This window comes from Phyllobacterium sp. NPDC097923, from assembly GCF_044760925.1.
GTDB classification, from domain to species: domain Bacteria; phylum Pseudomonadota; class Alphaproteobacteria; order Rhizobiales; family Rhizobiaceae; genus Phyllobacterium; species Phyllobacterium calauticae.
The window spans coordinates 1,030,835-1,044,632 of record NZ_JBIWBL010000001.1 but is presented as its reverse complement, the minus strand read 5'-3'; the positions used below and the strand labels follow the sequence as shown (position 1 = coordinate 1,044,632).

General features: G+C 60.7%; 13 protein-coding genes. 11 read left to right on the top strand and 2 right to left on the bottom strand.

All coding sequences use genetic code 11. The features are described 5' to 3' along the window. The first annotated feature begins 3 nt into the window (after positions 1 to 3). Positions 4 to 1,125, top strand: a complete 1,122-nt coding sequence (locus tag ACIQWS_RS05215) for an ABC transporter permease (protein WP_403171147.1) — start codon at positions 4 to 6, stop codon at positions 1,123 to 1,125. Between the two features lie 174 nt (positions 1,126 to 1,299). On the opposite strand, the gene ACIQWS_RS05210 is transcribed toward ACIQWS_RS05215, so the two are convergent. Next, positions 1,300 to 1,881: a TetR/AcrR family transcriptional regulator gene (locus ACIQWS_RS05210; protein ID WP_403171143.1), complete on the bottom strand. Its 582-nt coding sequence runs from the start codon at positions 1,879 to 1,881 to the stop codon at positions 1,300 to 1,302. 168 nt (positions 1,882 to 2,049) lie between these two features. Here ACIQWS_RS05210 and ACIQWS_RS05205 point away from each other — a divergent pair, with 168 nt between their 5' ends. The 8 genes from ACIQWS_RS05205 (at position 2,050) to ACIQWS_RS05170 (ending at position 11,259) form a co-directional block, all read left to right on the top strand. After that, positions 2,050 to 3,270, top strand: a complete 1,221-nt coding sequence (locus tag ACIQWS_RS05205) for an efflux RND transporter periplasmic adaptor subunit (protein WP_403171140.1) — start codon at positions 2,050 to 2,052, stop codon at positions 3,268 to 3,270. 38 nt (positions 3,271 to 3,308) lie between these two features. After that, positions 3,309 to 6,530, top strand: coding sequence for an efflux RND transporter permease subunit (locus tag ACIQWS_RS05200; protein ID WP_403171136.1), 3,222 nt, complete (start codon positions 3,309 to 3,311; stop codon positions 6,528 to 6,530). A gap of 635 nt (positions 6,531 to 7,165) precedes the next feature. Beyond that, complete coding sequence (locus ACIQWS_RS05195; RefSeq protein ID WP_223611335.1) at positions 7,166 to 7,423, top strand: hypothetical protein; 258 nt, start codon at positions 7,166 to 7,168, stop codon at positions 7,421 to 7,423. A gap of 112 nt (positions 7,424 to 7,535) precedes the next feature. Next, complete coding sequence (locus ACIQWS_RS05190; protein ID WP_346304928.1) at positions 7,536 to 7,835, top strand: hypothetical protein; 300 nt, start codon at positions 7,536 to 7,538, stop codon at positions 7,833 to 7,835. A gap of 181 nt (positions 7,836 to 8,016) precedes the next feature. Further along, complete coding sequence (locus ACIQWS_RS05185) at positions 8,017 to 8,664, top strand: VOC family protein (protein ID WP_403171130.1); 648 nt, start codon at positions 8,017 to 8,019, stop codon at positions 8,662 to 8,664. A gap of 110 nt (positions 8,665 to 8,774) precedes the next feature. Next, a complete protein-coding gene (locus tag ACIQWS_RS05180) occupies positions 8,775 to 9,632 on the top strand; it encodes a sulfite oxidase heme-binding subunit YedZ (RefSeq protein ID WP_403171126.1) in 858 nt (285 codons plus the stop codon). A 49-nt stretch (positions 9,633 to 9,681) separates the two neighbouring features. Then, positions 9,682 to 10,782 (top strand): pyridoxal phosphate-dependent aminotransferase, encoded by a 1,101-nt coding sequence (locus ACIQWS_RS05175; RefSeq protein WP_403171123.1) that lies wholly within the window; start codon positions 9,682 to 9,684, stop codon positions 10,780 to 10,782. 60 nt (positions 10,783 to 10,842) lie between these two features. Further along, positions 10,843 to 11,259 (top strand): DUF423 domain-containing protein, encoded by a 417-nt coding sequence (locus tag ACIQWS_RS05170; protein ID WP_403171119.1) that lies wholly within the window; start codon positions 10,843 to 10,845, stop codon positions 11,257 to 11,259. Between the two features lie 51 nt (positions 11,260 to 11,310). Here the strand turns inward: ACIQWS_RS05170 and ACIQWS_RS05165 are convergent, their stop codons facing one another. After that, positions 11,311 to 11,766, bottom strand: a complete 456-nt coding sequence (locus ACIQWS_RS05165) for a hypothetical protein (RefSeq protein WP_403171116.1) — start codon at positions 11,764 to 11,766, stop codon at positions 11,311 to 11,313. A gap of 212 nt (positions 11,767 to 11,978) precedes the next feature. Between ACIQWS_RS05165 and ACIQWS_RS05160 the strand changes: the two genes are divergently transcribed. Together ACIQWS_RS05160 and ACIQWS_RS05155 are read left to right on the top strand one after the other, a co-directional pair. Continuing rightward, positions 11,979 to 12,599: a TetR/AcrR family transcriptional regulator gene (locus ACIQWS_RS05160; protein ID WP_403171113.1), complete on the top strand. Its 621-nt coding sequence runs from the start codon at positions 11,979 to 11,981 to the stop codon at positions 12,597 to 12,599. A gap of 1 nt (position 12,600) precedes the next feature. After that, positions 12,601 to 13,764: an isovaleryl-CoA dehydrogenase gene (locus tag ACIQWS_RS05155; protein ID WP_403171109.1), complete on the top strand. Its 1,164-nt coding sequence runs from the start codon at positions 12,601 to 12,603 to the stop codon at positions 13,762 to 13,764. The last annotated feature ends 34 nt before the right edge of the window (positions 13,765 to 13,798 follow it).

The window sequence follows — 13,798 nt, the reverse complement described above, 5'->3', positions numbered from 1 at the left end:
GTCATGATCCAGTCGCTCTTCCGCATCATCGCCCTTATCCGCAAGGAACTGCTGGCCATGCTGAAGGACCCCAAGAGCCGCATCGTGCTGGTGGTGCCGCCGATCATGCAGTGCCTGGTCTTCGGCTATGCCGCGAGCTACGACCTCAACAACGTGCCCTACGCCCTTCTCGATCACGATCACAGCGCCGCCTCGATGGCGCTGGCCGCACGGTTTGACGGTTCCGCGACGTTCACCCGTATCGCCACTCTGCAGCGGACGAGCGATATCGCCGGTTATATCAACAACAGACGTGTTCTGCTGGTGCTGGTTATCGACCAAGACTTTGAAAAGAACCTGATGGCCGGAAAGCCCGCCCAATTGCAGGTTATCGCCGACGGGCGCAATTCCAATACGGCGGGCACGGCACAGGGCTATGTCAGCGCCATCGTGACGGATTTCACCCATCGCTGGCGTGCCGAGAACGGCCAGGCCGCCAATACCGGAATCACGGTGACGACACGCGCCTGGTACAATCCGAGCCTGGAGACGCGCTGGAACATGATCCCCTCACTGATCGGCACCATCACCATGATGATGACGATGATGCTGACGGCCATGTCCGTGGCGCGCGAGCGGGAGGCGGGAACGCTCGACCAGCTGCTGGTCACGCCCTTCCGTCCCTCCGAAATCATGGTGGGCAAGGCCCTGCCGTCGATGATGGTGGGCACCACGCAGGCAACGCTCATCCTGCTCGTCGCGCAGCTGTGGTTCCAGATCCCCTTCGCCGGGTCCTACCTCATTCTTTATATGGGATTGATCCTGTTTCTGGCGGCAGCGGTCGGCATCGGGCTTTTCCTGTCGTCGCTGGCCGCGAACATGCAGCAGGCGATGATCTTCTCCTTCGTGCTCTTGATGCCGTTCATGCTGCTGTCGGGCCTGACAGCGCCCATCGGCAACATGCCGGATATCCTGCAATATTTCACGCTGATCAATCCGCTGCGCTATGCCATCAGCATCACGCACCAGGTCTATCTGGAAGGCGCGGGCATTCGCCAGCTCCTGCCGGAAATGCTGGCGCTCATCGGTATTTCCGTGGTGACACTGCCGGTTTCATCCTGGCTGTTCCGTCACCGGCTGGTGTGAAAATCCTGGACGACCTGATTGCGTGGTGCGTGGTTCGACAAGCTCACCATGAGGGATGTTGTTGATGACAAAGCCAATCGGATATGTCGCAGAATATGGCTCCTTGCAATCTACTCCCTCCCTCATGGTGAGCTTGTCGAACCACGCACTGAAGGGAATGCCAGTCGTCCGTGATCAGCCCGGCCAGCAGCGCATGGCGATATCGATCAGCCTGTAAAGCTCTTCCCGCGCGGTTCCGCTCGATGCCTGTACCGCGGTACCCTGGGATATGGTCATGATAAACCGGGCGATATCTTCCGCATCGCACTCGGTTTTCAGGTCACCCTCGCGTTTCGCCCGGGCGAAACGCCGCGCCAGCGCCTTCTGGCCCATATTGCGCTTTTCGATGATGGTTTTCTGGATGGCGGCGGCGGCATCGCTGCAGCCCATGGCCGCATTGATTCCCATACACCCCGAAGGATTGCAGTCGCAGGTCTGCGCATCGGCAAAGCCGTGCAGAATATCCATGGCGACGGTGCGTGCGTCCGGCTGCTCCAGCGCTTTCCAGAAAAACGCCATGTAGTTCTGCTCATAGCGCTCCAGCGCCATGCGGAACAGTTCTTCCTTGTTGCCGAAGGCGCCGTAAAGGCTTGGCTTGGTGATACCCATGCCGTCCGTCAGGTCAGTGATGGATGTGCCCTCGTAGCCCTTGCGCCAAAAAAGTTCGAGCGCAGTCTGCAGTGCCTCATCGGCATCAAATTCCCTCGGCCGTCCCATGGACAAGACTCCCTAGAAGAAATATACCGCTCGGTATAAAATCCAATTGACAGCCACCGTACCGCAGCCTTATATCTCGTTTTATACCGATCGGTATCGATCGTCAACGATCCAATTTCGTTTAGCCACTCCCAATGGCGATACAACTTTCAAAGCAGGATGACCACGATGTCAATCAGCACTTACAAAAGATCACTCTATGTCGGCGGCTTTATTGTGGCGCTGGCAGCCGTGGGTTCGACCCAACTGTTCGATCTTGGCAAGAGCCATGCCGAAACCAGCAAGCAGGCCGCGCCCGTGGCGACGCCCGTTTCCGTCGCTGTCGTCCAGCCAAAACTCATCACCCGGTGGAGCGAGTTCTCCGGTCGCCTCGAAGCCATCGACCACGTCGACCTTCGTTCGCGCGTCGCCGGGGCCATCCAGTCCGTCGCCTTCAAGGAAGGTGCGCTGGTCAAGCAGGGCGACCTCCTCGTCAAGATCGATCCGGCTCCCTATGAAGCCGAGGTCGCGCGGGCAAAGGCCGCCGTCAGCGCCGCCGAATCGAAACTGTCCCTCGCCAAGAACGAACTGGAACGCGGCAAGCGCCTGATCGATTCGCGCACGGTGTCCCAGAGCGACTATGACCAGCGCATCAACGTCCAGAGCGGCGCACAGGCCGATCTCGAAGCGGCACAGGCCGGGCTCAAGACCGCCATGCTCAATCTCGATTACACGGAAATCCGTGCGCCCATCAGCGGCCGCGTCGGCCGCATCGAAATCACCGCCGGCAATCTGATCGCCTCCGGTCCCAGCTCGCCGCTGCTGACCACCATCGTCTCGATCAGCCCGATCTATGCCAGCTTCGAGGCCAATGAGAACACCGTGGCACAGGCCCTCGCCGACCTGCCGCAGGGTCTCAACAGCCGCGATTTCTCCGACCGCATCCCCGTCGTGATGGACGTTTACGGCCAGAGCGACGTGAAGGGCAAGCTGCAGCTGATCAACAACAGCGTCGATGTCGCCAGCGGCACGGTCAAGGTACGGGCGGTGTTTGACAATGCGGACGGCAAGCTCATGCCGGGCCAGTTTGCCAAGCTGCGCATGGGCACGGCCAACGAAAAGCAGGAACTGCTGGTCGATGAAAAGGCTGTCGGCACCGACCAGAGCAAGAAGTTCGTCATGGTGGTCAACGACAAGAACATCGTCGAATACCGCGAGATTTCGCTCGGGGCACCGGCGGAAGGCCTGCGTATCGTCACCAGCGGCCTGCAGCCGGACGAAAAGATCGTCGTCAACGGCCTGCAGCGCATTCGTCCCGGCTCGCTCGTCGCTCCTGAAATGGTCGCCATGGGCGCTGCAGCGCACAATTTGCAGGCCTTGGCCACCGATCCAGCCAAGACACAACAGTAATCGCATCAAAGCCCCGCAACGGGCAGGCGGATAGTGACATGAATATCTCCAATTTCTTCATCGACCGCCCGGTCTTCGCGGGCGTTCTGTCTTTCGTGATTTTCCTCGGCGGCCTGATTGCCCTGACGGCCATGCCCGTTTCGGAATATCCGGATGTCGTGCCGCCATCCATCGTGGTGCGCGCGCAGTATCCGGGTGCCAACCCGAAGGTCATTGCCGAAACCGTGGCAACGCCGATCGAGGAACAGATCAACGGCGTTGAAGGCATGCTCTACATGGGCAGCCAGGCAACCACCGACGGCCAGATGACCCTGACCGTGACTTTCGCCATCGGCACCGACCCCGACAAGGCGCAGCAGCTGGTGCAGAACCGTGTATCGCAGGCCGAACCCCGCCTGCCGCAGGAGGTGCGCAGCCTCGGCATCACCACGGTGAAGAGCTCCCCGGACCTGATGCTGGTGGTCAACCTCATTTCGCCCAACAACCGCTATGACATCACCTATTTGCGCAACTACGCGCTGATCAACATCAAGGACCGGCTCGCCCGCATCAATGGTGTCGGCGACGTGCAGCTGTTCGGCTCGGGCGATTATTCCATGCGCGTATGGCTCGATCCGCAGAAGACGGCGGAGCTTGGCCTGTCGGCAACGGATGTTCTCAATGAAATCCGCGCGCAGAACGTCCAGGCCGCAGCGGGCGTCATCGGCGCCTCGCCCAGTCCCAACGGCGTTGACCTGCAATTGTCGGTGAACGCGCAGGGCCGGTTGCAGACCGAGGAAGAATTCGGCCAGATCATCGTCAAGACCGCCGCCAATGGCGCGATCACGCACCTGCGCGATATCGCCCGTATAGAGCTTGGCGCTGCCCAGTATTCGCTGCGCTCCCTGCTCGACAACAAGCCGGCCGTCGCCATTCCCGTCTTCCAGGCACCGGGCTCCAACGCCATCCAGATCGCCGATCAGGTGCGTGCCGTCATGGACGAGATGAAGCTGACCATGCCGGAAGGCGTCAGCTACGAGATCGTTTATGATACGACGCAGTTCGTCCGCGCCTCCATCGAAGCCGTTGTTCACACGCTGCTGGAAGCCGTTGTGCTCGTCGTTCTCGTGGTCATTCTGTTCCTGCAGACATGGCGCGCCTCGATCATCCCGCTGATTGCGGTTCCAATCTCGATCATCGGTACGTTCGCCGTCATGCACCTCTTCGGCTTCTCGGTGAATGCGCTGAGCCTGTTCGGCCTCGTGCTCGCCATCGGCATCGTGGTGGATGACGCAATCGTGGTGGTGGAAAACGTCGAACGCAACATCGAAAACGGTCTGGCGCCACGCGCGGCAACCGTTCAGGCGATGCGCGAAGTGTCGGGTCCGATCATCGCCATTGCGCTGGTGCTGGTTGCAGTTTTCGTGCCGCTTGCCTTCATCAGCGGCCTGACCGGGCAGTTCTACCGCCAGTTCGCGCTGACGATCGCCATCTCGACCGTCATCTCCGCCTTCAACTCGCTGACCCTGTCGCCGGCCCTCGCCGCCCTTCTCCTCAAGGGCCATGACGAGCCGAAGGATGCGCTGACGCGCTTCATGGACAAGACCCTTGGCTGGCTGTTCCGCGGGTTCAATGCCGTGTTCACACGCGGCGCCAACGGCTACAGCCGCGGCGTCACCGCCGTCATCTCGCGCAAGACCGTGATGATGGGCATCTATATCCTGCTGATCGGGGCGACGGCCTTCATGTTCAAGAGTGTTCCCGGCGGGTTCGTGCCGCCGCAGGACAAGCAGTATCTCGTCGGCTTCACCCAGCTGCCGGATGGTGCAACGCTTGACCGCACGGAGGCCGTCGTTCGCCGCATCGGTGACATCGCCCTGAAGATCCCGGGCGTGCAGAGCACCATTGCGTTCCCCGGCCTGTCGATCAACGGTTTCACCAACAGCTCCAATGCCGGTATCGTCTTCGTCTCGCTCAAGCCATTCGAGGAGCGCAAGACGCCTGACTTAAGTGCCGGAGCGATTGCCAAGGCGCTGAACATGCAGTTGTTCGGCATCAAGGAATCGTTCAGCGCCGTGTTCCCGCCTCCCCCTGTTCAGGGTTTGGGCGCCATCGGCGGCTTCAAGTTCCAGATCGAGGACCGCAACGGCCTGGGCTATCAGGCACTGGACGACGCCACCAAGGCGTTCCTTGCCAAGGCTGCCGCCGCTCCGGAACTCATCGGCCTGTTCTCCAGCTATCAGATCAACGTTCCCCAGCTTTACGCCGATGTGGACCGTGCCAAGGCACGCCAGCTCAATGTCTCGCTGCCGGAAATCTTCAACACGCTGCAGATCTATCTCGGCTCCGTCTATGTCAACGACTTCAACAAGTTCGGGCGCACTTATTCGGTCCGCATGCAGGCCGATTCCGGCTTCCGGGCGAAGGCGGAAGACATTGGCGACCTGAAGGTCCGCTCGGGTTCGGGTGAAATGATCCCGCTGTCGGCCCTGCTCAAGGTGCAGTCGAGTGCCGGACCCGACCGCGCCATGCGTTACAACGGCTTCCTCGCAGCCGATGTGAACGGCAACGCGGCGCCGGGCTTCTCTTCCGGACAGGCGCGTGCTGCCGTCGAACGCATCGCCGCCGAGACCTTCCCGGCCGGCATCGGCTATGAATGGACGGAGCTTACCTATCAGGAGATCATTGCCGGCAATTCCGCCTACCTGATCTTCCCGCTGTCGATCCTGCTGGTGTTCCTGGTGCTGTCGGCCCAGTACGAAAGCCTGTCCCTGCCGCTGTCGATCATCATGATCGTCCCGCTCGGTTTGCTCGCCGCCCTCTTCGGCGTCTGGCTGACCGCCGGTGACAACAACGTCTTCACGCAGATCGGGCTGATCGTGCTGGTCGGCCTCTCCGCCAAGAATGCCATCCTGATCGTGGAGTTCGCGCGGGAACTGGAGTTTGCGGGATCAACGCCGTTCAAGGCGGTGATCGAAGCCAGCCGCCTGCGGCTGCGCCCGATCCTGATGACCTCGCTTGCCTTCATCATGGGCGTGGTTCCGCTCGTCACGTCGACGGGCGCCGGTTCGGAAATGCGCAGCGCCATGGGCGTGGCCGTGTTCTCCGGCATGATCGGCGTGACGCTGTTCGGCCTGTTCATGACACCGGTCTTCTACGTGCTCGTTCGCGCCATGACCGGCAACCGGCCGCTCAAGCATGCGAGTCAGGGAAGCCACTTCGACGGCGAATCAAGCCACAATTCGGCCATGGTTCATCCCGCCCCGGCTCCGGCCGAGTAAAAAACACGCGCGGTGCGCAGGTTTTTCCGCCTGTGCACCGCGCGAATCAAGTCACTGAAACCACATTGTTTTCTTCGGCATTGACAGGCAAAAGGCCCGCCGGACGGGCCGTTCACAAAGACGTTTGGGGCCTGAACGTGCTTTTTGGGGTGACAAAAAGTTTCAAACTGTTACAGTTGCGTGACCAAGCCGACTATCGGCACTGACGAGCATGACCGGGTTTCGCGTTCCGCGGAGGTCGTTTAAATCAGGAGCAGACTTTGACAAGCGTTGCACCAGCCAATGACAACAGAAAGATCAGCGACGGATTCTTCCCTCTGGTCTTGTTCCTTGTGGTCACAGAAATCGCGGCAACCGTGCTGCTGACTTTGCCAAATTGGTATTGAAACCCAAACAGGCGGAAGCCAGCATGTCGATCCTGCCCCTGCTGGCAGGAATGATCATTATCGTGATGCTTGCCGGCGTCCTCATCGTCTGACCGGACTTTATTTTCCAGGACATTTTTGCCTCTCCGGCAATTCCTCCATCCAATCAATCAATTGGGATAACACGAGCGGATGCTCTGTGATAATCTCGGCCTGTTGAACTGATTTGGCCGCCGTCTCGTGCAGGAGAACGGCGGCATGGAGAGCCCAATGAAACGTGCAACCTGTTCGGTGTTGCTACTCATTCTGTTCGTTGCCGGATGCCAGACCATCACCCCGGAAGAACGGCGCGCCATCGATGGCCGGACCTGTTCGTCCTATGGTTTCAAGCGGGGCACCGACGCCTTTGCCCGCTGCCTGCTCGACCTTGAACTGGACCGCCGTGCCACAAGCCGGGCTCAATTCGATGACATGCGATTCAATTCGCCGCCCCTGATTATCTATGGGGGCCGCCATTACCGCTGGTAAGTTATAAACAGGGGACAGCGATGTCCCTTGACGGGTTTTGAAACTTCACGAAAAGGTCGTGAACTCTTTTGGCACCCGTCAAAACACAGACGAATCAAGAAGGATAATATTGATGCGAAGCCTGTTTTTTGCCGTAGCGGTGGCTGCGGGACTTTTTGCTGCTGAAAGCCAGGCGCAAGGTATGCCCAATGCCGCTGCCCCCAGTGTCAATGCTCCCGGTGCCAATGCGCAAGCCACACGCGTTCGCCCTGAACAGGATGCCATGTCCGCACGCATCCGGAAGAACCGGCCGGCCAAACGGACCTATGCGCGCGAAGAAAGCCGGCGGCAGCTGACCGCGGAATATAATCGCCGCGCCCGGGTTTTCGGCCGGGCCAGCGCCGACCGCTGGCTGGCGACCCAGCGCCCCTGACCTATCCCTGCCATTGCCTTCCGTACATCTGCCGGTGACCCGTCGGCGGATTTTTTGCTGTTGCGGGCCCGTCTTGACAAAGACCGCTGGTTCGCACGATTATTGCCGGGCTGCGTAGGGCGCATCGACGTGCGGTCGAAAGGGCAATGCCCGCCTGCGTCAAATGACAACAGATGCGCCAATGCCGAACCTCGAAAACCTCAGAAAGCAAGCCAAGCAGTATCTGCGCTGGCATCGTGAACGGTACCATCCCGTTGCCGCCGAAATCCGGGCCGCCCTGCCGCGGTTCCGGCATCTCGATGACAAGGACGTGCTGGATGCGCCGTTCAGGCTCAGCGATGCGCAGGAACTTGTGGCACGCCAGCGCGGTTTCGAAGGGTGGCAGGCGCTCCTATCAGGAGCCTACACCATGAGCACCCCCATCCATCAACCCGCGCCGCGCGCCGTCCTCAGTTCCATTGCTGCCCAGCTTTTCGTCGCCGATATCCAGCGATCATGCGACTTCTACACCGGCAAACTCGGCTTTACCGTTGATTTCCTCTATGGAGAGCCGCCGTTCTACGGACAACTCATCCGCGACCGGGCCAAGCTTGCCTTGCGGCTGGTCTGCGAGCCTGTCTTTGCCGGCGATATCCGCAGCCGGGAGCATCTGCTTTCCGCTTCAATCGCCGTCGACAGCGCGGCGGAGATCAAGCAGCTTTTCCTCGATTTCCAGGCGGCGGGCGTGTCCTTTCACCAGACGCTGAAGAAGGAGCCTTGGGGCGCGCGAAACTTCATCGTGCTCGATCCGGACGGCAATCTCATTCTGTTTGCCGGCCCGGCTGACTGAGCGGCCGGATTGCGCGCACCACACATCCCGGCATTTTCACGGCTTGTTGTCTTGTCACTGCCGGATTCCTGTGGATGTAAGGAGCCATATGATGAGGGAAAAGCAGTGGCGTGATCAAGTTTCCATGGAATGACCGGGCAGGAAAGCCATCGGCCATCAAAATCGCAGCCCTCATTGCTGCCTTTGTCCCTCTGGTGTTCATCGCCACGGGCTATAAGGTCAATATTCTCGGGCCGCGTCCGATCACGGAAGCCATTCACCAGACCGGTGACTGGGCGATCCGCTTCTTCCTGATCTCGCTTGCTGTAACGCCGCTGCGCCATATCACCCGCTGGAACAGGCTTATCCTGATCCGGCGCATTCTCGGCCTCACCGCCCTCGCCTATGCCGCCCTGCACTTCTCGCTCTACATCGTTGACCAGAACGGCAACCTGCTGCGGGTGGCCAGCGAAATCTGGCTACGCATCTATCTGCTGATCGGCTTCACCGCATTGCTTGGCCTGGTTGCGCTCGGCGTGACCTCCACCGATGGCATGATCCGCCGCATGGGCAGGAACTGGAACCGGCTGCACATGCTGGCCTATCCGCTGGCCGCGCTCGGCGTCCTGCACTTTTTCATGCAGTCGAAGGCCGATGTCACGCAGGCGACGCTGATGGCGGGTTTTCTCATCGCGCTGCTGCTCTACCGGCTTGCCCACGCACGAGGGTTTTCCCTGTCTTCGCCGTGGACGCCGCTTGCCATTGCCGTGCTGGCGGCGCTGGGAACCGCCCTTGCCGAATATGCCTGGTTCGCGCTCGCCACCCGAATTCCGCCGATGCGGGTGCTGCTGGCCAACCTCTCCTTCGCCTATTCGATCCGCCCGATGTGGTGGGTGCTGGCGGCGGCGCTGCTTCCGGCCCTGTGGGTTGGCATAAAGCCGGCGGTCAACCGGCAACGCCGCAAACTCAATCCTGTTACACCGAAATAAGAGACAGGTTTTGCTTTTCACCGCCGGAAAAAATGCTATCGCTGTGGCCATGGAACCGCAGCTTACCCCCCTGATTGAATCGCTCCCCTCCACCGTGCCCTTCGTCGGACCGGAAACACTGGAACGCCAACGCAACCGGCCATTTCGCGCCCGGCTTGGCGCCAACGAAAACGGGTTTGGACCGGCACCATCGGTGATCGCAGCCATGCGCGCCGCCGCGCCAGAGGTGTGGAAATATTGCGACCCGGAGAATTTCGACCTGAAGGCGGCGCTCGCCGCGCATCTCGCCGTCACGCCGCGCAATGTCGTGGTCGGCGAAGGCGTTGATACCCTGCTGGGGCTGACGGTTCGCCAATATGTGCGCGAGGGAACGCCGGTTGTCACCTCGCTCGGCGCCTATCCCACCTTCAACTTTCACGTGGCCGGGTTCGGCGGGCGGCTTGTCACTGTTCCCTATCGGGATGACCGGGAAGACCTTGATGCCCTGCTGGACGCCGTCATTCGCGAAAAGGCGCCACTGGTCTATTTCTCCAATCCCGACAACCCCATGGGGACATGGCACGAGGCAGCGGCGATCGAAGCCTTCGTCGCCGCCCTGCCCGAAACCACCCTGCTGATCCTCGACGAAGCCTATGGCGAGACCGCCCCGGCCTCCGCCCTGCCTGCCATCGACGTCTCGCGGCCCAACGTGCTGCGTATGCGCACTTTTTCCAAGGCCTATGGCCTGGCCGGCATGCGCTGCGGCTATGCCATTGGCGCGGAAAGCCAGATCACCGCCTTCGACAAGATCCGCAACCATTTCGGCATGAACCGCATGGTGCAGATCGCCGCGCTGGCCGCCCTTGCCGACCAACCCTATCTCAATACGGTGGTGGCGCGGATCATTGCCGGGCGCGACCGTATCGCAGCCATCGCCGCCAGAAACGGCCTTGCCGCCATCCCATCGGCCACCAATTTCGTCACCATCGACTGCGGGCGCGATGGGACCTACGCCGCCAGCGTGCTGAGCGGACTCATCGAGCGCGACATTTTCGTCCGCAAGCCCATGGCCCCCGTGCTTGACCGCTGTATTCGTGTCAGTGTCGGACTGGACGAGGAACTGGACCTGTTTGAGGAAAAGCTCGCCGAGACACTGGCTGCACTCAAGTAAATCTGGATAGCAGACTGCGAGAGCAGATCAGAGCCGCACCGACATGGACTGGAACCGAACATGGCATTGAATGGCGACACCCACCTTGGTGATACCAACAGCGGCAGCCCGCACCGGCGCGACCTCAACCGGACATTCGCCGGCCTCGGCGGCCTGATCGGCGCCGCTGGCATCGCCGCCTATGCCGCCGCGGCGCACAGCGCCAGTCCGCATATGGCAACGATTGCGCCCATCCTGTTCATCCACGCCCCGGCTTTCCTCGCGCTTGCGGTGCTGGCGAAAATCAGCCGCGCGGCCTATGGCGGCGGCCTCGCGCTGTTGCTCGGCCTCCTCCTGTTCATCGGCGATCTCGCTTCCCGCGATATCACCGGCGACCGCCTGTTCGCCGGCGCCGCACCTGCAGGCGGTACACTGCTCATCCTTGGCTGGCTGCTTGTTGCCGCCACAGCCTTCCGCACATTCGATTTCAGGAAATAGCTGCCACGATGCAGAGAGATATGACGCCCTGTCGTCTGACGACCGGTGAGATCAGCTTATTCCCTTCAGCTTGTTGTTGCACAGCTTGTAGTAACCACCGCCTTTCTCGATCCAGCGCATGCCGCCCAGCGTATTGTTGTCCTTGTTGATGTGATAGTGCTCCAGACAGGTGTGCATGCGCGCCTTGGCCGGTTTTTCCGCTGCAAATTTGCTGGAAACGGCGCTCGGAAACACGAGTGATTTCGGCACCCCGGCCGTCGGGGCGGCCTTTGGCGCAATCTCCGGTTTTGTCTCTGGTGACCCAGTTTCCGCCGCCGCAGACGCCGCTTTCGCGCATTCCTGCTTGCGGAATTCGTTCCAGCCCGTTGTGCTGCCTGCCGCTTGCGCAGCTTTGTACTTGGCACTGCACTCCTTCATTGAAACGGCCTGCGCCGGCACACCCCCTGCCAGCAGAACAATTGCAGCGCCCAGCGCAGGCAACAGATGTTTGAATTCTCGACCAACCATGCTGTTCAACTCTCAGTCTTATGAAAAACGCTATTCAATCAAAGGCATATTGAAGACTGGCAATGAACTGAATCTACCCGATTTTGCGCCGTGGCACCATCGGACGCCTCTTATCACTTCGTCTGAGAGCCTTCGTCCCGCAGTTGTGCAAACCAGTATCGAGAGTTGAATTTGCCTCTTGAATGAATTGAACGTTCGTTTTATTAACGCGCATGGCTCGAACAATTGGCTCAGACGGCGAGAAGACCCAGGCAGCGATTCATGTCGCGGCACGGCGGCTGATCGCCAAGGTAGGCTATGAGGCCATGTCGATGCGCCAGCTGGCGGAAAAGGTCGGCGTGCAGGCGGCGGCCCTCTACCGCTATCATCCGACGAAGCAGGAGCTGCTGTTCGCGGTGATGCGCGACCACATGGACCGGCTGCTGGCGGCCTGGCGGACCGAGAGCCAGACCCTGACCACGCCGTTCGAACGGCTTGCCGCCTTCATTCGCTTTCACATCCGCTATCACGTGGAGCGCCGGGACGATGTGCACATTGCCAATATGGAACTGCGCAGCCTCCAGGGCGACAAGCTGGCCATTCTGGTGGAATTGCGGGCGGTCTACGAGAACGAGCTGCGGCTGATCCTCGAGGCGGGCAGCGCATCCGGTCAATTCGATATCGATGACATTCCGCTGACGACCCGGGCCATCATTGCGATGACCACCGGCGTGAATGTCTGGTTTCGCCCGGACGACAGGCTTACTGTCACGCAGATTGCGGAAAAATACGTCACTATGGGATTGCGCCTTGTGGGCGCCAAGAATGTCACGACAAAGGACATGGGAGAGTAGCATGTATCAGTCAGGTCTGCGATTTGGACTTTCAGATGATCTCGAAGCGCTGCGCGAGACGGTGCACCGGTTCGCGCAGGAACGCATCGCACCGCTTGCCGCCGAAACGGACCGGTCCAACCAGTTCCCCATGCATCTCTGGCAGGAAATGGGCGCGCTCGGTCTGCTCGGCATGACGGCAAACCCGGATTTCGGCGGCTCGGGCCTCGGCTATCTCGCCCATGCCATTGCCGTGGAGGAGATTTCCCGGGCATCGGCGTCCGTCGGCCTGTCCTACGGCGCGCACTCCAACCTTTGCGTCAACCAGATCAACCGCTGGGGCACGGACGCGCAGAAGGCGAAATATCTGCCGAAGCTGTGTTCGGGCGAGCATGTGGGCTCACTCGCCATGTCCGAGCCCGGTGCCGGCTCCGACGTCGTGTCGATGAAGCTGCGCGCCGACAAGAAGAATGACCGCTATGTGCTGAACGGCAACAAGATGTGGATCACCAATGGTCCCGATGCCGATATGCTGGTGGTCTACGCCAAGACCGACCCCGCCGCCGGGTCGCGCGGCGTGACGGCGTTTCTGGTCGAGAAAGGCGTCAAAGGCTTCAGCACGGCGCAAAAGCTGGACAAGCTCGGCATGCGCGGCTCCAACACCTGCGAACTGGTGTTCGAGGATTGCGAGATCCCGTTCGAGAACGTGCTCGGCGAAGAGGGCAAGGGCGTGCGCATCCTCATGTCCGGCCTCGACTATGAACGGGTCGTGCTCGCCGGCGGCCCGCTCGGCATCATGGCTGCCTGCCTCGACGTGGTGGTGCCCTATGTGCATGAGCGCAAGCAGTTCGGCCAGCCGATCGGCGAATTCCAGCTGATGCAGGGCAAGCTTGCCGATATGTACACGACGATGAACGCCTCGCGTGCCTATGTCTACGCGGTGGCCGCCGCCTGCGACCGCGGCGAGACCACGCGCAAGGATGCCGCCGGCTGCATTCTCTATGCGGCGGAAAAGGCCACCTGGTGCGCTCTGGAGGCCATCCAGGCGCTGGGCGGCAATGGTTACATCAATGATTACCCGACGGGACGCCTGCTGCGCGACGCCAAGCTGTACGAGATCGGCGCAGGCACCAGCGAAATCCGCCGCATGCTGATCGGGCGCGAAATGTTCGGGGAGAGCGCCTGAATGGCATGAATTCTATTTTATGTCATTCTTTGGT